At 74.7% G+C, this 18,985-nt stretch carries 20 protein-coding genes; 9 read left to right on the top strand and 11 right to left on the bottom strand.

Going from position 1 to position 18,985, the window contains the following annotated elements; translation table 11 throughout:
* Positions 1-126: 126 nt before the first annotated feature.
* The 3 genes from H9X71_RS12030 to H9X71_RS12020 are packed head-to-tail and all read left to right on the top strand — an operon-like array spanning position 127 to position 2,851.
* Entirely contained in the window at positions 127-933 is an 807-nt protein-coding gene (locus H9X71_RS12030; protein WP_191147308.1) for an NAD-dependent epimerase/dehydratase family protein, read from the top strand.
* Positions 930-1,733 carry an IclR family transcriptional regulator gene (locus H9X71_RS12025; protein ID WP_191147307.1) on the top strand — a complete coding sequence of 268 codons (804 nt, stop codon included), beginning with the start codon at positions 930-932 and terminating at the stop codon, positions 1,731-1,733. Before H9X71_RS12030 ends, H9X71_RS12025 begins: the two co-directional genes overlap by 4 nt.
* Positions 1,730-2,851 carry a hypothetical protein gene (locus H9X71_RS12020; RefSeq protein WP_191147306.1) on the top strand — a complete coding sequence of 374 codons (1,122 nt, stop codon included), beginning with the start codon at positions 1,730-1,732 and terminating at the stop codon, positions 2,849-2,851. Before H9X71_RS12025 ends, H9X71_RS12020 begins: the two co-directional genes overlap by 4 nt.
* On the opposite strand, the gene H9X71_RS12015 is transcribed toward H9X71_RS12020, so the two are convergent.
* The 4 genes from H9X71_RS12015 to H9X71_RS12000 all read right to left on the bottom strand — a co-directional run bounded on the left by H9X71_RS12015 (position 2,848) and on the right by H9X71_RS12000 (position 5,675).
* The gene (locus tag H9X71_RS12015) at positions 2,848-3,219 is read right to left on the bottom strand and encodes an SdpI family protein (protein ID WP_191147305.1); all 372 of its coding nucleotides are present in this window, start codon (positions 3,217-3,219) and stop codon (positions 2,848-2,850) included. The genes H9X71_RS12020 and H9X71_RS12015 overlap by 4 nt on opposite strands.
* A gap of 37 nt (positions 3,220-3,256) precedes the next feature.
* Positions 3,257-4,624 (bottom strand): L-serine ammonia-lyase, encoded by a 1,368-nt coding sequence (locus H9X71_RS12010; RefSeq protein WP_191147304.1) that lies wholly within the window; start codon positions 4,622-4,624, stop codon positions 3,257-3,259.
* A gap of 9 nt (positions 4,625-4,633) precedes the next feature.
* A complete protein-coding gene (locus H9X71_RS12005; protein WP_191147303.1) occupies positions 4,634-5,293 on the bottom strand; it encodes a hypothetical protein in 660 nt (219 codons plus the stop codon).
* A gap of 121 nt (positions 5,294-5,414) precedes the next feature.
* Entirely contained in the window at positions 5,415-5,675 is a 261-nt protein-coding gene (locus H9X71_RS12000; RefSeq protein WP_043583378.1) for a GlsB/YeaQ/YmgE family stress response membrane protein, read from the bottom strand.
* Positions 5,676-5,859: 184 nt separating this feature from the next.
* Between H9X71_RS12000 and H9X71_RS11995 the strand changes: the two genes are divergently transcribed.
* Complete coding sequence (locus H9X71_RS11995; RefSeq protein WP_191147302.1) at positions 5,860-6,369, top strand: DUF427 domain-containing protein; 510 nt, start codon at positions 5,860-5,862, stop codon at positions 6,367-6,369.
* Between the two features lie 39 nt (positions 6,370-6,408).
* On the opposite strand, the gene H9X71_RS11990 is transcribed toward H9X71_RS11995, so the two are convergent.
* The 5 genes from H9X71_RS11990 to treS all read right to left on the bottom strand — a co-directional run bounded on the left by H9X71_RS11990 (position 6,409) and on the right by treS (position 13,640).
* Positions 6,409-6,927: a CoA-binding protein gene (locus tag H9X71_RS11990; protein WP_244961927.1), complete on the bottom strand. Its 519-nt coding sequence runs from the start codon at positions 6,925-6,927 to the stop codon at positions 6,409-6,411.
* Between the two features lie 236 nt (positions 6,928-7,163).
* On the bottom strand, positions 7,164-8,459 hold the full coding sequence (locus tag H9X71_RS11985) for an O-acetylhomoserine aminocarboxypropyltransferase/cysteine synthase family protein (RefSeq protein ID WP_191147301.1): 1,296 nt from the start codon (positions 8,457-8,459) through the stop codon (positions 7,164-7,166).
* Positions 8,460-8,543: 84 nt separating this feature from the next.
* Positions 8,544-9,548: a YeiH family protein gene (locus H9X71_RS11980; protein WP_191147300.1), complete on the bottom strand. Its 1,005-nt coding sequence runs from the start codon at positions 9,546-9,548 to the stop codon at positions 8,544-8,546.
* The gene (locus H9X71_RS11975; RefSeq protein ID WP_244961925.1) at positions 9,548-11,233 is read right to left on the bottom strand and encodes a dolichyl-phosphate-mannose--protein mannosyltransferase; all 1,686 of its coding nucleotides are present in this window, start codon (positions 11,231-11,233) and stop codon (positions 9,548-9,550) included. The genes H9X71_RS11980 and H9X71_RS11975 overlap by 1 nt, the downstream gene beginning before the upstream one ends.
* A gap of 127 nt (positions 11,234-11,360) precedes the next feature.
* Positions 11,361-13,640, bottom strand: coding sequence for a maltose alpha-D-glucosyltransferase (gene treS, locus H9X71_RS11970; RefSeq protein ID WP_191147298.1), 2,280 nt, complete (start codon positions 13,638-13,640; stop codon positions 11,361-11,363).
* A 223-nt stretch (positions 13,641-13,863) separates the two neighbouring features.
* Here treS and H9X71_RS11965 point away from each other — a divergent pair, with 223 nt between their 5' ends.
* The 4 genes from H9X71_RS11965 to rsmI are packed head-to-tail and all read left to right on the top strand — an operon-like array spanning position 13,864 to position 16,201.
* Entirely contained in the window at positions 13,864-14,487 is a 624-nt protein-coding gene (locus H9X71_RS11965; RefSeq protein ID WP_191147297.1) for a DUF6518 family protein, read from the top strand.
* Positions 14,488-14,540: 53 nt separating this feature from the next.
* Positions 14,541-15,044, top strand: coding sequence for an SRPBCC family protein (locus H9X71_RS11960; RefSeq protein ID WP_191147296.1), 504 nt, complete (start codon positions 14,541-14,543; stop codon positions 15,042-15,044).
* Between the two features lie 3 nt (positions 15,045-15,047).
* A complete protein-coding gene (locus H9X71_RS11955; protein ID WP_191147295.1) occupies positions 15,048-15,389 on the top strand; it encodes a hypothetical protein in 342 nt (113 codons plus the stop codon).
* A complete protein-coding gene (gene rsmI / locus H9X71_RS11950) occupies positions 15,386-16,201 on the top strand; it encodes a 16S rRNA (cytidine(1402)-2'-O)-methyltransferase (protein ID WP_191147294.1) in 816 nt (271 codons plus the stop codon). The genes H9X71_RS11955 and rsmI overlap by 4 nt, the downstream gene beginning before the upstream one ends.
* 10 nt (positions 16,202-16,211) lie before the next feature.
* On the opposite strand, the gene H9X71_RS11945 is transcribed toward rsmI, so the two are convergent.
* Positions 16,212-16,772: a CGNR zinc finger domain-containing protein gene (locus tag H9X71_RS11945; RefSeq protein ID WP_191147293.1), complete on the bottom strand. Its 561-nt coding sequence runs from the start codon at positions 16,770-16,772 to the stop codon at positions 16,212-16,214.
* A gap of 73 nt (positions 16,773-16,845) precedes the next feature.
* Here H9X71_RS11945 and H9X71_RS11940 point away from each other — a divergent pair, with 73 nt between their 5' ends.
* Positions 16,846-17,850 carry an EamA family transporter gene (locus H9X71_RS11940; RefSeq protein ID WP_191147292.1) on the top strand — a complete coding sequence of 335 codons (1,005 nt, stop codon included), beginning with the start codon at positions 16,846-16,848 and terminating at the stop codon, positions 17,848-17,850.
* Here the strand turns inward: H9X71_RS11940 and H9X71_RS11935 are convergent.
* The gene (locus tag H9X71_RS11935; protein ID WP_191147291.1) at positions 17,836-18,939 is read right to left on the bottom strand and encodes an FUSC family protein; all 1,104 of its coding nucleotides are present in this window, start codon (positions 18,937-18,939) and stop codon (positions 17,836-17,838) included. The two genes, H9X71_RS11940 and H9X71_RS11935, sit on opposite strands and share 15 nt — an antisense overlap.
* Positions 18,940-18,985: the final 46 nt, after the last annotated feature.

The raw sequence follows: 18,985 nt of genomic DNA, 5'->3' as shown, positions 1-18,985 counted from the left end.
GTGGTGGTCGGATCACGACCCCGCGTTCTCCTACGTGAACGCCTTCCGTCATCGTGAATGTGGCTGCTACCGTAGGCGGCATCGGGTCCGCCGTCAACGAGGACGGACCCCGGAGGGAGACCAGGCATGTCCGACGCGCGACGCATCGTGATCACCGGCGCGGCAGGGCAGGTGGCGCGCGGGGTGCGCCCGCTGCTGCGGGAGGCCGGCCACCGGCTGACGCTCCTCGACCTGGTCGACCCGGATCCGGTGGACGGCGAGACCGCGGTCGTCGCGTCGGTCACCGACACGGCCGTCGTCCGCGCGGCCCTGGCCGGCGCGGACCTCGTGGTGCACCTCGGCGGGCTCAGCCGCGAGCGCCCCTGGGCCGCCCTCGCCGACGCGAACGTCGAGGGCACCCGCAGCGTGCTCGAGGCCGCGCGCGACACCGGCGTGCGCCGCGTCCTGCTCGCGAGCTCCAACCACGTCGTCGGCTTCCACCCCATCCCGCCGCATCCCGTCGAGGAGCTGGATCCCCGACCCGACGGCTACTACGGCGCGAGCAAGGCGGCCATGGAGGCGCTCGGCTCCGTCTTCGCCGACCGGCACGGCCTCGCGGTCGTCAACGTGCGGATCGGGAGCATCCTCGAGCGGCCCGTGAACCGGCGGACCCTCTCGACCTGGTTCTCCTTCCCCGACGTCGTGCGGCTGATCGAGGCGGCGGCCGTGCTCGACGAGGCCGGCGCCCACGTCGTCTGGGGCGTCTCGCGCAACACCCGCGCGTGGTTCTCGCCCGTGCCCGGCGAGCGGATCGGCTTCCACCCGCGGGACGACTCCGAGGTCCACGCGGACGCCGTCCTCGCGGCGGTCGGCGACGGGGACGACCCGGACGCGAACGGCCTCATCGGCGGCGAGTTCGCGGCCCCGCAGCACGCGCTGGGGGAGCCGTGGTGACGGCCGAGGCGGCGGCCGAGGCGCCGGCCGACCGCGCCCTCCGGCCCGTGAAGTCCGCCGAGCGGACGCTCGCCCTCCTGGAGCGGCTGGCCGAGGCGGGCGAGCCCGTCGCGGTCGTCGACCTGCACCGGGCATCCGGCTACCCGCGCTCGAGCCTCCACCAGCTGCTGCACACCATGGCCGCGAGCGGCTGGATCGAGATGCTGCACGACGGCACGCACGTCTCCATCGGATCCCGCGCGCTCGTCGTCGGCACCGCCTACCTCGACCGCGACCGGGCGCTGCCGCAGGCGCTCCCGGTGCTCGAGCGGATCCGCGACGAGACCGGGTACACCGCGCACTACGCGCGGCGCGAGGGCGGGCTGATGCTCTACCTCGCCACCCGCGAGACGACCGAGCCCCGACGGGCGGCCTCGCGCGTCGGCCGGCAGCTCCCCGCCCACGCGACGGCGCTCGGCAAGGCGCTCCTCGCCGAGCTCACCCCGGAGGAGCGGCGCCGGGCGCTCGGCGCGGGCGCCCTGGCGGCCCTCACGCCCGCGACCGTCGTCGACTGCGACGCCCTCGACGCCCAGCTCGACGCGGCGCGCGCGGCCGGCCACGCGACCGAGCGGGAGGAGAACACCCCCGGCGTCGCGTGCGTCGCCGCGGCGGTCGGCTACCGGATCCCCGCCACCGACGCCCTCAGCTGCTCGATCCCCGTCGAGCGCGCCGGCGCCCGCGAGGTCGCCCGCGTTGCCGAGGTCGTGGAGGCGCACGCCCGCCGCCTCGCCGAGACCCTGCGGTCGGCGGGCGTGCGATGAGCGCCGCCCCGCGCCTCTCCTTCTGCGCCTACCCCTGGGACCTCGTGGACGACCCGGACGTCGTGGCGCGCGTGCGCGGCGCGGGCGCGGACGGCGTGGCCATCGCCTCCGCCTACCACTCGGCGCGCGCCGCCACCCCGCTGCATCCGCGGCACCGGATCGTCGACGCCCGGTCCGCGGCGCTCTACCTCCCGGTCCGCGACGGCGCGTGGGGCGAGCTCCGCCCCGACGACCGGACGCCCTGGGTCGGGCCCGACGCCTTCGCCCGCGCCGCCGCGGTCGCGCGCGCGGGCGGCCTCCGCGTCGAGGCGTGGATCGTCCTCACGCATTCCACGAGCGTCGGGAGCCGCCACCCGGGCAGCTGCGTGGTCAACGCGTTCGGGGAGTCCTACCCGTACGCGCTCTGCCCCACGCGGCCGGAGGTGCGGGAGTACGCGACCGCCCTGGTCGCCGAGACCGCGGCCGTCGCCCCGCTCGACGGCGTGCTGCTCGAGGCGTGCGGCCCGATGGGCGTCGCGCACCTGGGCCACCACGAGAAGACCGCGGGCGCCGACTGGTCCGCGGACGCGGAGGCGCTGCTCTCGATCTGCTTCTGCGCGGCCTGCGGCGACGCGCTGCGGGCGGCGGGCGCGGATCCGGACGCGCTCCGCTGCCTCGTGCGCGACCGGGTGGACGCGGACGGCGGCCTCGAGGGCCTCGACGCCGTGCTCGCCGTGCGGGCCGCCGCGCGCCGGCTGCTCCTCGCGTCGTGCGTCGCCGCGGCCCGGGCGGCGGGCGTCGCGCGCGTCGTCGTGCACGCGCAGGCGGATCCGTGGGGCACCGGCCCCTTCGCCGCGCTCCTCGACGAGGCGGACGCGGTCGACGGCGTCGTGCTGACGGACGCCGTCGCGTCGGACGCGGCCCAGCTCGCGGCGCTCCGGGACCGGCTCCCCGGCACGCGGCTCGGCGGCTGGATGTGGGCCCTGCCGCCCGCGACCCCCGCGAGCATCCGCGCCGACTGGCCGGCCGCGGTCGCCGCGTTGGACGACGTGTACGCGTACCACGTCGGCCTCCTCGGCCGGGAGCGCCTCGACGCGGTCGGCGACGCGCTGACGTCGGGCCGCGCGGTCGGGCGCTAGCCGCGGCGGAGGGGCGGGCGCGCCGCGTCGGCGCGGCGCGTGACGGCGCGCGCGGCGCGCCCCGCTCGGAACGTGCCCCAGGCGATGCCCGCGACGAGCAGCAGCGCGCCCCAGGAGGCGACGCTGTTCATGCCCGCGCCCGCGGCGACGCTGCCGATCACGCCGCCGATGGCGACCGGCAGGCACGTGCCGCGGAGCGCGGGCAGGGCCGCGCGGTGGCCGGCGCGCCAGGCCTCGTCGCTCGCCATGAGGGGGCGCGTGCGGATCCCGATCCAGCCGTTGCGCTTGAGGGCGCCCCAGGCCGCGAGCTGCGTGGTGCCGAGGAGGAGCAGCGCCGCGACGGCGAGCAGCAGCGCGGGGATGCCCATGCGCCCAGCCTGACACGGCCGGAGACGCCCGGGACCCTCAGCACTCGATGACGTTGACCGCGAGCCCGCCCGTGGACGTCTCCTTGTACTTGGTGGACATGTCGAGGCCCGTCTGCCGCATCGTCTCGATCACGGTGTCGAGCGAGACGAGGTGCGTGCCGTCGCCGTGCAGCGCCATGCGCGCGGCGTTGACGGCGGTCGACGCGGCGATGGCGTTCCGCTCGATGCACGGGATCTGCACGAGCCCGCCCACGGGATCGCACGTGAGGCCGAGGTGGTGCTCCATCGCGATCTCGGCGGCGTTCTCGACCTGCCGCGGGGATCCGCCGAGCACCGCGCAGAGCGCGCCCGCCGCCATCGCGCACGCCGTGCCGACCTCGCCCTGGCAGCCGGCCTCGGCCCCGGAGATGGACGCATTGGCCTTCACGAGCGAGCCGATCGCGGTGGCCGTGAGCAGGAAGTCGCGGATGCCGTCCCGGTCGGCGCCGGGCACGAAGCGCAGGTAGTAGGAGCCGACCGCGGGGATGATGCCGGCCGCGCCGTTGGTGGGCGCCGTGACGACGCGCCCGCCGGACGCGTTCTCCTCGTTGACCGCGAGCGCGAACGCGTGCAGCCACTCGTGGCTGGTGTCGCGCTGGCCCTCGGCGTCGATGGTCGCGAGCTGCGAGGCGACCCGCGCCGCCCGCCGCCGCACGTTGAGCCCGCCCGGCAGCGTGCCCTGGCCGTCGAGGCCCGCGGAGACGCACGCGGCCATGGCGCCCCAGATCGCGTCCAGCCCGGCGACAGCGCGGCGGGATCCGTGGATCGACTCCTCGGTGTCGCGCGCGACGTCCGCGATGGAGCGCCCGGTCGACTCGGCCAGCGCGATCAGCTCGTCCGCGTTGGAGAAGGAGTGGGGGAGGCCGGTGGGCAGCACGGCCGAGGGCGCCTGGTCCTCGCGCAGCACGAAGCCGCCGCCGACCGAGAACCACGTGCTCTCGAGCACCGTGCCGCCGTCGGCGTCGAGGGCCGCGAGGTGCATCGCGTTGGGGTGGCGGGGGAGGCGCGTGAACGGCTCGAAGGTGAGGTCGCGCCCGACCATCCGCACCGGGTGGATCCCCGCGAGCGGCACGTCGACGCCCTCGCCGAGCCCGGACCAGCGGCCGCGCACCTCGGCGGGGTCGCACGTCTCGGGCGCGAGCCCGGCCAGCCCCGCGACGACCGCGTCGGGCGTGCCGTGGCCGAGCCCGGTGGCCCCGAGCGAGCCGTACAGCCGCACCGTCACCCGGGCGATCGCGGTGAGCCGGGCCGACGCCGCGCACTCCTCGGCGAAGAGCAGGGCCGCGCGCATGGGGCCCACGGTGTGCGAGCTCGACGGCCCGATCCCGATGGAGAAGAGGTCGAGTGCCGAGACGTACGCTGTCATCCCGTCAGACTATGCCGCGGCCTCCGCGCGGTCGGCGACGGGGGCGCTCGCCGGGGCGCCGGATCCCCGGACGGCGCGGCGGGCGGAGCCGTGCGAGGCGAGCGCGAGCCAGGTCCAGCCGACCGCGAGGCCGAGCATCGTGATCACCCCGCGCGGGAAGAAGATGTGGCTGTCGACGAACGAGACGGCCGCGACCACGGCGATCGCCGCGCCCGGGAGCGCCCGGAGGCCCGCGTGCCGGATCACGAGCGCGCTCGCGAGCACGGTCACGGCGACGTACGACCAGACGCCCGCCACGACGATGTCGTCGGCGAGGGCGTACATGGTGGTGACGCCCTGCCCGCCCTCGAGCTCGAGGGCCCCGGCCGCGATGCCGGCGAGGATGTCGAGGGCCTGGTAGCAGACGGCGTAGACGAACCCGAGGACGACGGCGAGGATCCCGAGGCGGCGGTCGTGGCGTCGGGTGAGGAGGATCGGCGCGACGGCCAGCAGCGGGAAGACGGGCAGGAGCGCGATGTGCATGTCGCGCCAGTGCATCGCCGTGTCGCCGGTCAGCGAGCTCGGGTGCGAGAGCCCGGCGGCCGCGAGGGCCAGCGGCGGGAGAGCGACGGCCACGAGGACGGCGGCGGTGCGGGAGCGGGATCGGGCGGGGGCGACGGCGTCGGGCATGCGGTCATCGTAGGCAGACCCCGCGGCGCGACCCGCCCGGATCAGGAGCCCGACATGACGAGAGCCCCCGCCGCCGATCCGGTCCGGATGGGCGACGAGGGCTCCGCGAGCTGCAGAAGGACTAGGCCTTCTTGCGGCCGACGATCGCGCCGTAGACCAGCAGGACGATGATCGCGCCGACGATGGCGAGCGCGAGCGAGCCGAGGTCGAAGCCGTCGACCGGCTTGTTGAACAGCGCGCTGCCGATGAAGCCGCCCAGGAAGGCGCCGACGACGCCCAGGATCAGCGTGACGATGATTCCGCCGCCCTGCTTGCCCGGGAGGATCAGCTTGGCGAGCGCTCCGGCGATCAGACCCAGAACCAGAAAACCGATGATGCCCATGTGCGTTACTCCTCAAAGATGACGTGCTGTGTGGCACCCGAATGCGGGTGGACGTGCCCCAGTCAAGCACCCTGAGGACCATTCGTGCAAAAACGTTTAGTGGATACGTCTTTACGGGACGGGGCGCGGAGGGGCCGCCGGACGCGGATCCGGGGCGCTCAGGCGACCGCGCTACCGTCGGCGCATGCGCATCCCCTCGCCCCGTCGTCCCCGTGAGATCCCCGGCGAGGGGCAGGAGTCGGTCTGGGACTACCCGCGTCCGCCGCGCGTGGATCCCACCCGCGAGCACGTCGTCATCGAGCTCGGCGGCAAGGTGGTCGCCGACACGCGCGCGGCCGTCCGCGTGCTCGAGACGAGCCACCCGCCCGTCTACTACATCCCCTCCGGCGACTTCGCCCCGGGCGCCCTCTCCTCGGCGGCCGGCCGCTCGTGGTGCGAGTACAAGGGCGAGGCGTCGTACCTCACCATCGCGGCGGGCGGCGTCACGGCCGAGCGCTCCGCCTGGTGGTACCCGTCACCCACGCGCGGCTTCGAGGCGCTGGCCGACATGATCGCCGTGTACCCCTCGGCCATGGACCGCTGCCTCGTCGACGGGGTCACGGTCGAGGCGCAGGAGGGCGACTTCTACGGCGGCTGGATCACGCCGCGGGTGGTAGGCCCGTTCAAGGGCGCGCCGGGCACGCTCGGCTGGTGAGCGGAGCGGGCGCCGTCGACGGACGCCCGGTCGTGTCCGCTAGACGGCGGCCTTGCGCGCGCTGATCACGCCGGTGTCGAAGCCGAGCAGGTGCAGCCCGCCGTGGAAGCGCGCGTGCTCGACCTTCACGCAGCGGTCCATCACCACGGTCAGGCCGCGGGCCTCCGCGTCCTCGGCCGCCTCCTGGTTCCAGATGCCGAGCTGCACCCAGACGACGGGCGCGCCCACGGCGACCACGTCGTCCACGACCGACGGGATGTCGCTCGCCTTCCGGAACACGTCGACGATGTCGGGCACCTCGGGCAGCGACGCGAGGTCGGGGTACGCCTTCTCGCCGAGGATCTCGGTGGCGTTCGGGTTGACGAAGTACACGCGGTAGTCGCTCGACTGCTGCAGGTACGTGCCGACGAAGTAGCTGGACCGGGCCGGGTTCGGCGAGGCGCCCACGATGGCGACGCTCTTCGCGCGGCGGAGGATCGCCTGGCGCTCCTTCGCGCTCGGGCCGGTCCACGTGCGCTCGGAGCGGAGCAGCGCGGCGAGCGGGCTGGAGCGGGGGATGGCGCAGGTGAGGCCATTCTGGAGCTGGGTGGTCTGGGTGCCCTCGGCGTCCGGGTCCGCCACGGGCTCGACGGGCGCGCTCACCTCCGTCTGCGCGTCCTGCGCCTCGGCGGCGTCGCCGGCCGCGCGGTCGGCGGCCTCCTCCGCGGGGTCGAGGGGTTCGATGTCGGCGGCGTCGGCGGCCGGGTGGGGCGTGGATCCGGTCCGCTCGGGCGGCACCCCGCCGGTGTCGAAGCTCACTTCGCTCCCTCCGTGGCGGCGGCGAGCGCCTGGTCCAGGTCGTGGATGATGTCGGCGACGTCCTCGATGCCGACGCTGATGCGGACGATGCCGGGCAGCACGCCCGCGTCCACGAGCTGCGCCTCGCTGAGCTGCGCGTGGGTGGTGGAGGCCGGGTGGATGACGAGCGTCTTCGCGTCGCCGATGTTGGCGAGATGGCTGGCGAGCTCCACCGACTCGATGAAGCGCTGGCCGACGGCGCGGCCGCCGGCGACCTCGAACGTGAACACGGATCCGGGTCCCGTCGGCAGGTACTTGCGCGCCCGCTCGTGGTGCGGGTGCGCGGGGAGGCCCGCCCAGTTGACGGCCGTGATGCGCGGATCCGCGTCGAGCCACTCGGCGACGGCCCGCGCGTTGTCGATGTGCGCCTGCATCCGGTACGGCAGCGTCTCGACGCCCTGCGCGAGGAGGAACGCGGAGTGCGGCGCGAGCGCGGGCCCGATGTCGCGGAGCTGCTCGGCGCGGAGGCGCGTGAGGAACGCGTACTCGCCGAAGTTGCCGGTCCAGTTGAGGCCGCCGTAGCTCGGCACGGGCTGGTCGAGGAGCGGGAACCGCGCGCTCTCCCAGTCGAAGAGGCCCGACTCGACGACCACGCCGCCGAGCGTCGTGCCGTGCCCGCCGAGGAACTTGGTGGCCGAGTGGATGACGATGTCGGCGCCCCACTCGATGGGCCGGTTGAGGTACGGGGTCGCGATGGTGGAGTCGATGACGAGCGGCACGCCCGCCGCGTGCGCGACGGCCGCGAGGCCCTCGATGTCGGCGATCTCGCCCGACGGGTTCGCGACCGTCTCGGCGAAGACGAGCTTGGTGCGGTCGGTGATCGCGGCGGCGTAGTCGGCCGGGTCGCTCGACTGGACGAACGTGGTCTCGACGCCGAAGCGGCGGAGGGTGACGTCGAGCTGCGTGATGGATCCGCCGTAGAGGTTCGCGGAGGCGACGATGTGGTCGCCGGCGCCCGCGAGCGAGGCGAAGGTGATGTACTGCGCGCTCAGCCCGCTCGCCGTGGCGACCGCGCCGAGGCCGCCCTCGAGGCTCGCGACGCGCTCCTCGAAGGACGCGACCGTGGGGTTCGACAGGCGCGAGTAGACGTTGCCGTACTTCTGCAGCGCGAAGCGCGCGGCGGCGTCGGCGGTGTCGTCGAAGACGAACGCGCTCGACTGGTAGATGGGGAGGGCGCGCGCACCCGTGGTGGCGTCGGGGATGTTGCCCGCGTGGATCGCCCTCGTCTTGAACCCGTACTCGCGATCGACCATGGCCTCACGCTAACCCGGGCTCCCGGGGGTCTCCCGGCCGGGTCGTAATGCGGCGACATGCAGGCCACGGCCGGGTCGCGCGGATCAGGACAGGCGCACGGCCGCGAGCGCGAGGCCCGCGATGAGCGCCCAGGAGAGGAGGCCGGCGGCGAGCGCGGATCCGCCCTGGCCGACGAGCTCGCGGAGGCGCACCGCGGATCCGAGCGCCACGAGCGCGATCGCGAGGAGCGCCGTCTGCACGACCTGCGCGGCGTCGAGCACGCCGTCCGGCAGCGGCACGAACGTGCGCACCAGCACCGCGGCGAGGAAGCCGAGCACGAACAGCGGCACGATCGGTGGGCGCGCGGCGCCCTCGACCCGGCCCTCGCGGCGGCGCATCACGACGCCCGCGACGGCGACGACGGGCGCGAGCAGCAGCACGCGCGTGAGCTTCACGGCGATCGCGATGGTGAGGGCAGCGGATCCCGCGATCTGCGCGGTCGCGACGACCTGCCCCACGTCGTGCACGCCCGCGCCGACCCAGTGCCCGAAGGCCACGTCGTCGAGGCCGAGCGGTCCGGCGAGCGGCGGCAGCACGGCGATCGCCAGGGTGCCGCAGAGCGTGACGAGCGCGACGGGCGCGCCCTGGTCGGCGGGCTTCGCGCGTGTGACGCCGGCCATCGCGCCGATCGCGCTCGCGCCGCAGATGGAGAAGCCGGTCGCGAGGAGGAGCGGCTGCTGGCCGGGCATCCGGAGCGCGCGGGCGATGGCGTAGGTGCCGGCGAACGACAGCACCACGACGGCGACCACGAGCAGCACGGCGTGCCAGCCGAGGCCGACGATGTCGGAGAGCCCCAGCTGCAGGCCGAGGAGCACCACGCCGATCCGCATCAGCCGCTTCGACGCGAGCGTGAGGCCGGGCTTGAGCGGCCCGGTGAGCGCGGGGCGCGCCGCCGGGACCTGCGCCGCGAGGATGCCGAGGGCGACCGCGACGGTGAGCAGCGGGATCGCCGGCACGAGCAGGTGCACGACCCACGCGACGAGCGCGGCGGCGGCCGCGGCGGCGAGGCCGGGGAGCGCGGGGTGGAGGCGGGAGGCGGTGGCGGGCATCAGATCCAGCCCGAGGGGATCCACGCGTGCAGCCGCCAGAACCAGGTCGGCACGAGCTGTCCGGTCCAGAGCGGGTAGAAGAAGGCGCTGACGAGCGCGCAGACCACGAGCACGGACGCCACGACGACGATGCCGCGCGTGCGCCGGGGGCGCGGATCCCCGCGGTCGCCGAGGACGAGCCCCAGCACCATCGCGAGGCTGAGCAGCAGGTACGGCTCGAAGGCGATCGAGTAGAACTGGAAGACCGTGCGGTTCACGTAGAGCAGCCACGGCAGGTAGCCGACGACGAGCCCCATGAGCACGAGGCCCACGCGCCACTCGCGGCGGGCGGCGAGCCGGTAGACGAGGTAGAGCATCGCGGCGACGGACAGCCACCAGATGATCGGGTTCGCGATCGAGGTGATGGACGACGAGCACGCGTCGATCGTGCAGCCGGCCTCGCCGGGCCCGTAGCCCTCGTAGTAGAACTGCGTCGGCCGGTAGAGGAGGAGCCACAGGCGCGGATCCGCCCGGTACGGGTGCGTCACGTCGAGGCCCACGTTGAACTCGTACTGCTGCGACAGGTAGTGCCAGAGGCTCTGGATCGGCAGGGGCACCCACGCGAGCCCGCCCTGCCACGCGTTCGACCCCTCGGCCGCCCAGCCGCGGAAGTAGCCGTCCGCTGTCGCGAACCAGCCGGCGTAGGAGGCGAGGAACGCGGCGATCGCCGACGGCACGAGGAGGAGGAACGAGACCGGGCCCTGCACCACGGCGCCCGCCGTGAACCAGGCGGCCAGGCCGTGGCGGCGGCGCAGCAGCATGTCCGTGAGCACGACGTAGAGGCCGAAGCCCGCGAGGAAGAAGATCCCCGACCACTTGACGGAGGAGGTCGCGCCGAACGCGAGGCCGGCGGCGACGAGCCAGGGGCGCCAGAGGATGACCGGGCCGAACTCCATGGGCGGCGCGCCCTCGGGACGGGCGGCGCGGCGGCGCTCGAGCAGCTCCGTGAACCGGCGCTCGTGCCACGCGCGGTCGAGCAGGATCGCGCCGAAGCCGAGGAGGCCGAAGAACATGACGTGCGTGTCGAGGAGCGCCACCCGGCTCATGACGATGGCGTGGCCGTCGATCGCGAACAGGAACCCGGCGATGGTCGCGACCACCGCGGAGCCGGTGAGGCGGCGGGCGATGAGCATGAGGAGGACGACCGCGAGCGTGCCGACGACGGCCGTGGCGATGCGCCAGCCCACCGGATCGGCCGCGCCGAACACCGCGAGACCCAGCGCGATGACCCACTTGCCGAGCGGCGGATGCGCGACGAACGCGGGCGCCTGCAGGTAGCCGTCCGTCTGCCCCGCGATGAAGTCCGGGTTCGGGTCGTTCGGCCAGGAGCCCTCGTATCCGAGGTGGAGGAGGGTCCAGGCGTCCTTGACGTAGAACGTCTCGTCGAAGACCAGGGTCGCGGGGTGCCCGAGGCTCTGGATGCGGAGGACCGCGGCGAGCAGCGTGATGAGGATCGGCGCGCCCCAGTGCCAGGCGCGGCAGCGGGCGGGCGTGGAGACGAGGCGCGCCCACAGGTCGTCCTGACGGGAGCCGCGCGCGGTGAGCGCCCGCTCGTCCGCGCGGTGGGACGCGCGGGTGGGAGCGGCCTCGGGGGCGGGGACCGGCCGGCCCTCGTCGACGCCGTGCTCGGCGGGGCGATGGGGCATGTCGGGCACGGCTCATCATCGCACGCAGGTGCGGCGGCGCCCGGGCCGGCTGCGCCCGGCGGATCCGCGACGCCGCCCCCGGGGCGCGCTGCGGATCCGCCGGTCGCAGCCGGCGAGCGGCCAGCGGCTAGCGCGCGGCGTCCTCGTCCGCGTCGGGGCCGCCGTCGGACTCGACCTCCGGCTCCTCGTCGAGCAGCAGGAACAGGCCCGCGTAGGGCTCGAGCTGCACGGGGAAGCTGGACAGGTCGTCGACCGTGCCGATGACCTCGTCGGTGGTGGCGTCGCGGACGGCGCGGCGGCTCGGCAGGTGCTCGGAGCGCACCGTCGCGAGGATCGACTCGCCCGTGAAGTTGAGCACCGTGAGCTGCAGGCGGGCGTCGCCCGTCGGGTCGCCGTTGTCGAGGCGGTGGACCATCACGAGCATGCCGTGGTGGCCGACGTCCGGGACGTCGACCTGCGTGCCGACCGCCACGTCGAAGCGCTCGCGCACCTCGAGGACGCTGCGGAGACCCGAGACGAACGACGCGGGGTCGTCCACCTGCGCCGGCAGCGATCCGTAGAGCGAGCGGCCGCGCGGCATCCCGGACCCGGAGGTGGTCGCCTCGGGCGCCGCGTCGAGCAGGTCGTGGCCGCCGCGGTGCACCCAGCGCGTGTCGCCGCCCTCGATGAGGTCGGCCACCTGCGACGCCTGCAGCGGCAGCACGCCGAGCAGGTCCCACGCGGAGAGCGCGAAGACGCCGGGCTGCCACGCGTTGAACTTGGCGAGCAGGAGGTGCGCGGCGCGGATCCCGTCGACGTCCTCCTCGCCGATCGCGTCGAGGGTCGTGAAGCCCTGCGCGGCCGCGATGACGGACGCCGTGGTGCAGGCGATGCCGTTCGTGGTGAACACGTGGTTGTAGTCGGCGCTCTCGCCTGTGAGCTCCTCGAGGAGGTCGCCGCGGATCGTGACGGCGAGGTCGGCGCCGGTCACCTCCTCGCCGCGGAACGGGAACACGTCGGCGCAGTGCTCGGTCGCCCAGTGCACGAGCTCGTAGGTGAGCTCGTCGTGGTTCTGCAGCGCGTGGACGAGGGTCACGGGCTCCACGCCGACCTCGAGCGAGGTGCGGAGCGTGAGGCGCAGGAACTCGGTGTCGCCGGTCGCGAGCGCGTGCTGGTACGCGGGCCGGTTGATGAAGTCGTAGGAGAGGTCGGCGCCGACGCGGCCGGTGTCGCGGATGTCCTCCATCGTGAGGTTCAGCTCCTGGAAGGAGAACCCGCCGACCTTGCGCACCATGCTCGCGATGAGGTGGTTCGCGGCCTCCGAGAGCGGGTGGCCCTCGGACCACGCCGGGCCCTCGACGCTCTTCTCCACTCCGAGGAAGCCGTTCGCGTCGAGGCGCAGCGCGCTCGCGCCGAGGTCGCCGAGCGAGTGCAGCGCGTCGCCGATGACCATGCGCATGCCGGCGAACGTGGGGTCGAGCCAGTTGATGGAGGGCTGGCCCTGCTTGAAGTAGTGCAGGTAGACCCAGCGGCGCGTGCGGCCGTCGACGCCGAGCACGGGCGCGGTGGCGCTCCAGTTGGTCTCCTTGACGCCGGGCGCGTAGAAGATCACGCGCTGCAGGCGGCCGATGATGTACCCCTGGTCGGCGAGCGCCTGCTCGGCGGCGACGTCGAGGTTCACGGCGTCGCGGCCCGGCAGCACGTCGGGCAGCAGGTGCCAGTCCTCCTCGGGGATCTCGACCATGTGGTAGATCCCCGGGAAGTCCTTGTAGCCCATCTCCGCGAGGCGGAAGTCGGCGCCCTTGCCGGTGTGGCCGGGCACGATGTCGTCGATGACGCTGCCGCCGTGCTGGTCGGCGACCTCGGTGAGGCGGCGGAACTCGTCCTCCGTGCCGAAGGCGGAGTCGATCTGGGTGCTGATGCGGTCGAAGTGGCCGTCGACGCTCGCGGTCTGCGACCACTCGGTGATGCCGCCGGCGAGCTTCACGGGGCCGGTGTGCACGGCCTCGATGCCGATCGACTGGAAGATCTCCCACAGCTGCGGGTCGCCGAGGGCGCCGAGGTACGACTCGCCGTCCTTGGTGATGAGCGAGATCGGGTAGGCGGTGAACCAGACCGACGCGGTGTCGATGGCGCGGCGGGCGTCCGGCCGGGCGTACGGGTTCGACCACATGCTGGGCGAGCCGGAGAGGCCGCGGCTCAGCACGTCGGCGTCGCCGAGCATCGACTGGCGGCGGAGCCACTCCACGTAGGAGGGGTTCGACGCGTCGGCGGCGCGCGGGTCGTTCGACGAGCGGCGGATCCCGCTGGCGCGCAGCTGGGGGCGGGAGCGGAGCCGGGCGGGCCGCGCGGGGAAGCGGTCCTCGTCGTAGGTGATCTCCGTGGGCTCCGGCTCGGGGATCGCGTTCGTCTCGATGGCGTCGTCCACAGGTGCTCCTCGGGGGTGGTGGTGCGCGCCCGGTCCGGGCGCCGTCGGCCCGCGGGGCCGCTGTCACGAGCGTACGCAGGATGGCGGGCGCCGTGGTCCGCCGGCGGCCCGCCGCGGCGCGTCGTCGCCCTGCCGCCGCCGTACCTCTCCGGTCGCACGCGGACCGCCGGGGATGCTCCTCGCGGCCGACGGCGGGAGCGCTCGCCGCGGGGATCCTGGGGACATGATGCGCTCCCTCGGATCCACGCTCGCGTGGTGGCTTCTCGCCGCCGCCCTCGGGCTCCTGCTGGGAGGCGCCACGTCGTTCGCCCAGCTCCTGCTGCCCGACGGGCTGCGGTCGTTCGCCAACTCGAACGGCGGCTGGACGCTGCTGGCCTTCGCCGTGACCGCCGTCTGCATGCGGTGGCCGAGCGCGCGCCGCTGGTGGATCGCGGCGGGCATGGGCTTCGCGGTCTTCCACGCGCTGCTGCAGGGCTACGCGGTCGTCTCGACGCTGCGCGGGTTCCCCGACGGGTACGGACCCGGCGACCTCTACTTCGTCATCGCGACCCTGGCCGGCCCCGTGCTCGGGCTCGCGGGGCTCGCGTGGGCGGCGGGATCGGGCGCGCTCCGGGCGTGCGGGACCGCGGTGGTGGCGGCGGTCATGGTCGGCGACGGCCTCTGGGGCCTGCTCCGCGTCGTCGCGACGACGGGCTGGCTCTACTGGGCGCTCAGCATCGTGATCGGCATGGCGATCCTCGCGTGGGCGGTCGTCGGCCGCCTCGACCGGGCGCGCGACCGGGTGCTGGCGGTCGGGCTCACCGCGGCGGGCGCGGCAGCCTACGCGCTGGCGTTCTCGGCCCTCTGACGCGATCGCGCTCGGGACGCGGTCCCGGGCATCGGCCGTGCGAGCATGGGTCCGTGCCCGTCGTCGAGTCCCGCCGCATCGTCCCCGTGGAGCCCGCCGTGGCGTTCGCGATCTCGCAGACGCAGGGGGCGATCCGGAAGCGGTGGGATCCCTTCATCGCGCACCAGCACCTCATGGGCGGCGCGACCGAGCCCGCCAAGGGCGTCCGCACGTTCACGGTCTCGCGCCTCGGCCTCAGCATGGTGAGCGAGTACGTCTCGCACCAGCCGCCGTCGAACGTCGGCATGAGGATGACGCAGGGGTCGTGGTTCTTCGCGCGGATGGGCGGCGGCTGGCGGTTCGCGCCCGTCGAGGGCGAGCCGCGGCAGACGCTCGCGACCTGGCGCTACAACTTCGCGTGCCGGCCCGCCTGGCTCGCGCCCGTGGCCGAGCGCATCGGGGCGTGGATCCTGCAGCGCGACATGGACCGGCGCATCGACGGCTACGCGCGCGGCTGCGCGGACCCGGTGGTCCTCGCGGCGGTGGGCGCCGGCGCGACCCTGCCCGACGCGGGCTGATCCGTGTTCCTGCGGAGCCGGTCGCGCGGGCGCGAGACGTGGGGGTGGGTGATCCTCGGCATCGCCCTCTGCGTGGTGTCGGTCCTCGGGTTGACGGGCGCGTTCGGGGAGATCAGCAGCGCGGGTCGAGGCGACAGCATCATCCTCTTCGGCGTGCCCCTGGGGCTCGTCGCGATCGGCGCCGGGGTGGCGAACTGGATCCGCGGCTGGAGCGACCCGGGCGAGGAGGAGGTCGAGGACCTGCCGCACGCCGGTGACCGATCCGGCCTCCCGCGCGAGGACGGGTCCTTCGGGCAGGGCACCGACCCGGCGCCCACCCGCCCGGATGGGATGATCGACCGGTGATCATCCTCGGCGCGACCCCCATCGGCAACCTGGGCGACGCGTCGCGGCGGCTCGTGGAGGCGCTCTCGTCCGCCACGGTCGTGGCCGCCGAGGACACGCGCACCACCATCCGCCTGCTCACGGCGCTCGGCGTCGAGAACCGGCCGCGCCTCATCGCGCTGCACGACCACAACGAGCAGGAGCGCTCCGCCGACCTCGTCGAGCTCGCGCGCGAGACCGACGTGCTCGTGCTCTCCGACGCCGGCATGCCCGCGATCTCCGACCCCGGCTTCCACCTGGTGGAGGCGGCGGCCGCCGCGGGCGTGCGCGTCACGGTGATCCCCGGCCCGAGCGCCGTGCTCAGCGCGCTCGCCGTCTCCGGCCTCCCCACCGACCGCTTCACGTTCGAGGGCTTCCTCCCGCGCAAGGGCGGCGACCGGCGCCGCGTGCTCCGCGAGCTCGTGCGCGAGCGCCGCACCATGGTCTTCTTCGAGTCGCCGAACCGGCTGCAGGCGTCGCTCGAGGACGTCGTCGCCGAGTGGGGCCCGGATCGCCGGCTCGTCGTGTGCCGCGAGCTCACGAAGCTCTACGAGGAGGTGCGCCGGGGATCCGCCGCCGAGCTCGCCGCCTGGGCCGCCGAGGGCGTGCGCGGCGAGATCGTCGTGGTCGCGGAGGGCGCCGCGGCGCTCGAGGTCGACCTCGCGACGGGCGTGACGCAGGTGCTCGAGCTGGTCGCCGACGGCGCGCGCCTCAAGGACGCGGCCGGCACCATCGCGGAGGCGACCGGCCTGGGAAAGCGCGACCTGTACCAGGCGGCGCTGCAGGCGAGGTGAGGTCGGCCGTCTAGCCGACGGGATCCTGCGCGCGCCTCTCGCGGAACGCGACCATGTTCATCCGGTTGCCGCAGCGCACGCTGCAGAAGCGCTTCGAGCCGTTGCGCGAGAGGTCGACGAGCACGCCGTCGCAGTCGTCGGCGGCGCACACCCGGAGGCGGTCGGTCGCGTCGGAGCGGATGACGTCGACCAGCGCCATGGCGGCCTCCACGAGGATCCGGTCGGCGAGCGGCGCGTCGTCGGGCGTCGCGTGCAGGTGCCAGTCGAGGGCGTCGTGGCGCACGAGGCGCGGGGCCGCGCGATGCCGCGCGAGCAGGTCGTTGACGGCGTCGACCATGTCGTCGCGGTCGAGGGTCCAGATGGCGCGGAGCCGGGTGCGGGCGCGGCGCACGTCCTCCAGCTCGCGGTCGTCGCGGTCGAAGCGGCCGGAGAAGCCGTGGCGCGTCATGAGGTCGGCGAGCTGCTCGGGCGTCGCCAGGAGGTCGGCCCCGGAGCGGGTCGCGCGCGCGGCCGTGTTGAGGACGACGGCGTCGAACACCAGCACGTCCTCGGTGTCAGGGGTGAAATGCAAGTTGACTCCTTATCCGAGACCAGTCTAGCGTCAGGATCGTAGGCCGCTTGGCCCCTGACGAGACGAGAGCACCATGACCCGACGCCACCTCACCACCGGACTGGTCCTCGCGATCGTCGCCGCCGCGTCGTTCGGGTTGTCCGGCGCGTTCGTGAAGCCGCTGCTCGAGTCGGGCTGGAGCCCGGTGGCGGCGGTCACCCTGCGCGCGCTCATCGGCGGCGCTGTGCTGGCGCCGGTCGCGCTCGCGCAGCTCCGCGGCGACCTGCGGCCCGTCCTCCGCGCGTGGCGGCGCGTGCTCGGCATGGCGCTCGTCGGCGTCGCCGGCGCGCAGGGCATGTACTTCGCGGCCATCGAGCGGATCCCCGTGGGCACGGCCATCCTCATCGAGTTCATGGCGCCGCTGCTGCTCGTCGCGGTGGCCTGGGCCGTGAGCCGGAGGCGGCCCGCGGTGCCGGTGCTCCTCGGGTCCGTCGCGGCGGCCGGCGGGCTCGCGCTCGTGGTGTCGCCGTCGGGCGGCGGGGCGCTGGATCCCGTGGGCGTGCTGCTCGCGATCGGCGCGATGGTGGGCTGCGCGGGCTACTTCGCGATCGCGGCGCAGGGCGCGGACGGGCTGCCGCCCGTGGCGCTCGCGGCGGCGGGGCTGCTCGTCGCGGCGGCGGTGCTGGGGCTCGTGGGCCTCACCGGGATCCTGCCGTTCACGGGATCCGTCGCCGACGTGACCGTGCTCGGGAACGTCGTGCCGTGGTGGGTGCCGATGCTCGTGGTCGGCGTGGTCGCGACGGCGCTCGCGTACGGCGCCGGCATCACGGGGAGCGCGATGCTCGGGTCGCGCCTCGCGTCCTTCGTGGGCCTCCTCGAGGTCGCGGCGGCCGGCGCCTGGGCCTGGCTGCTGCTCGGCGAGGAGCTGACGGCGCTGCAGCTCGTCGGCGGCGTGCTGATCGTGGCGGGGATCGTCGCGGTGCGCTTCGACGCGCGGGCGGACGCGCCGCCCGTCGGCGCCCTGCCCGGGAGCGGGGCGGGCGCGGAGGCGTCGCGGTCGTCCGAGGCGGATCCGGACCCGGCGCTACGGGGCCGGTGACTCGGCCGCGTCGACCGGCTCGAGGTGATGCAGCACGCGCTTCAGGTGCATCGCCGTGAGGACCCCGGGGCCCATCGCGCGGCCGAGCTCCTGCGACCGCCGGTCGACGGCCTCGACGAGCAGGCGCACCCGCCGCGCGGCCTCGCCCATGGCCCGGTGCCGCTCGGGGGAGTCGGGGTCGTCGAGGTCGAGCACGCCCGCGACGGCGTGGCACGCGTCGCGGATGGGGCCGGTGACCTCGTGGTCGAGGCCGAGGGCGCCCCGCTCCTGCCAGATGGTGTCGGCGAGCGCGGCCGAGACGTCGCGGACGTGGAAGACGATCTGGTCCATCGCCTCGAGCCGGGCGTGGTCGATGCGCACGTCGCGCTTGTTCACGAGCGCCCGCGGGTTGCCCTTGCGGCTCTCGTCGGCCTCGGCGAGGTCGGCGCGCACGGCGCGGGCGGTGCCGGCGAGGTCCTCGCTCGCGCGGATCCAGTCGTCGTGCGCGGGCGGGGTGTCGGACTCGACCGCGTCGCCCACCTCCCGCAGCCGCTGGGCGACCTCGACCTGGAACGCGCTGATCCGCGCCGCCGCCTGCCCGCTCGACAGCGTCGGGGCGACGAGCACGTTGATGAGGAGGCCCGTCACCACGCCGACCGCCATCTGCACGAGGTAGCCGAGCGAGTACGTGTCGGCGTCCTGCCCGCCGATGATGAGCACGAAGAGCGCCGCCATCGGCACGTACTCGCGGCCGGCGCCGAACCAGCCGGAGCCGGAGAGGATCACGCCGATGCCGACGATCACGGGGATGGACCACCACGAGGGGCCGGTGGTCGCGATCACCGCGGTCGCGAGGACGATGCCCGCCGCGAGGCCGAGGAGTGTCTGCAGGCCGGTGCGCGCGGATCCCATGAGCGTCGGGTACATGCTGACGAGCGCGCCGAGCGGCGCGTAGTAGGGGTACTCGTTCGCGACGCCGGGCACGAACGGCGCGACGGCCCACGCGATGCCCACCGCGAGCGCGGTCTTGGCGGCGAGGAGGAGGCGGCCGCGCGAGGTGGCGGCCCGCCAGGCGCGCACGATCTCATCGCGCACCCTGCTCATCACCATGGTCCGAGGCTAGCGACGCGGGGAGGGTGCGACCGCATCGAGCGTC

It is taken from the genome of Clavibacter zhangzhiyongii (assembly GCF_014775655.1).
Lineage (GTDB): Bacteria > Actinomycetota > Actinomycetes > Actinomycetales > Microbacteriaceae > Clavibacter > Clavibacter zhangzhiyongii.
The sequence above is the reverse complement of the archived record's forward strand: the minus strand, read 5'-3'. Positions and strand labels throughout refer to the sequence as shown.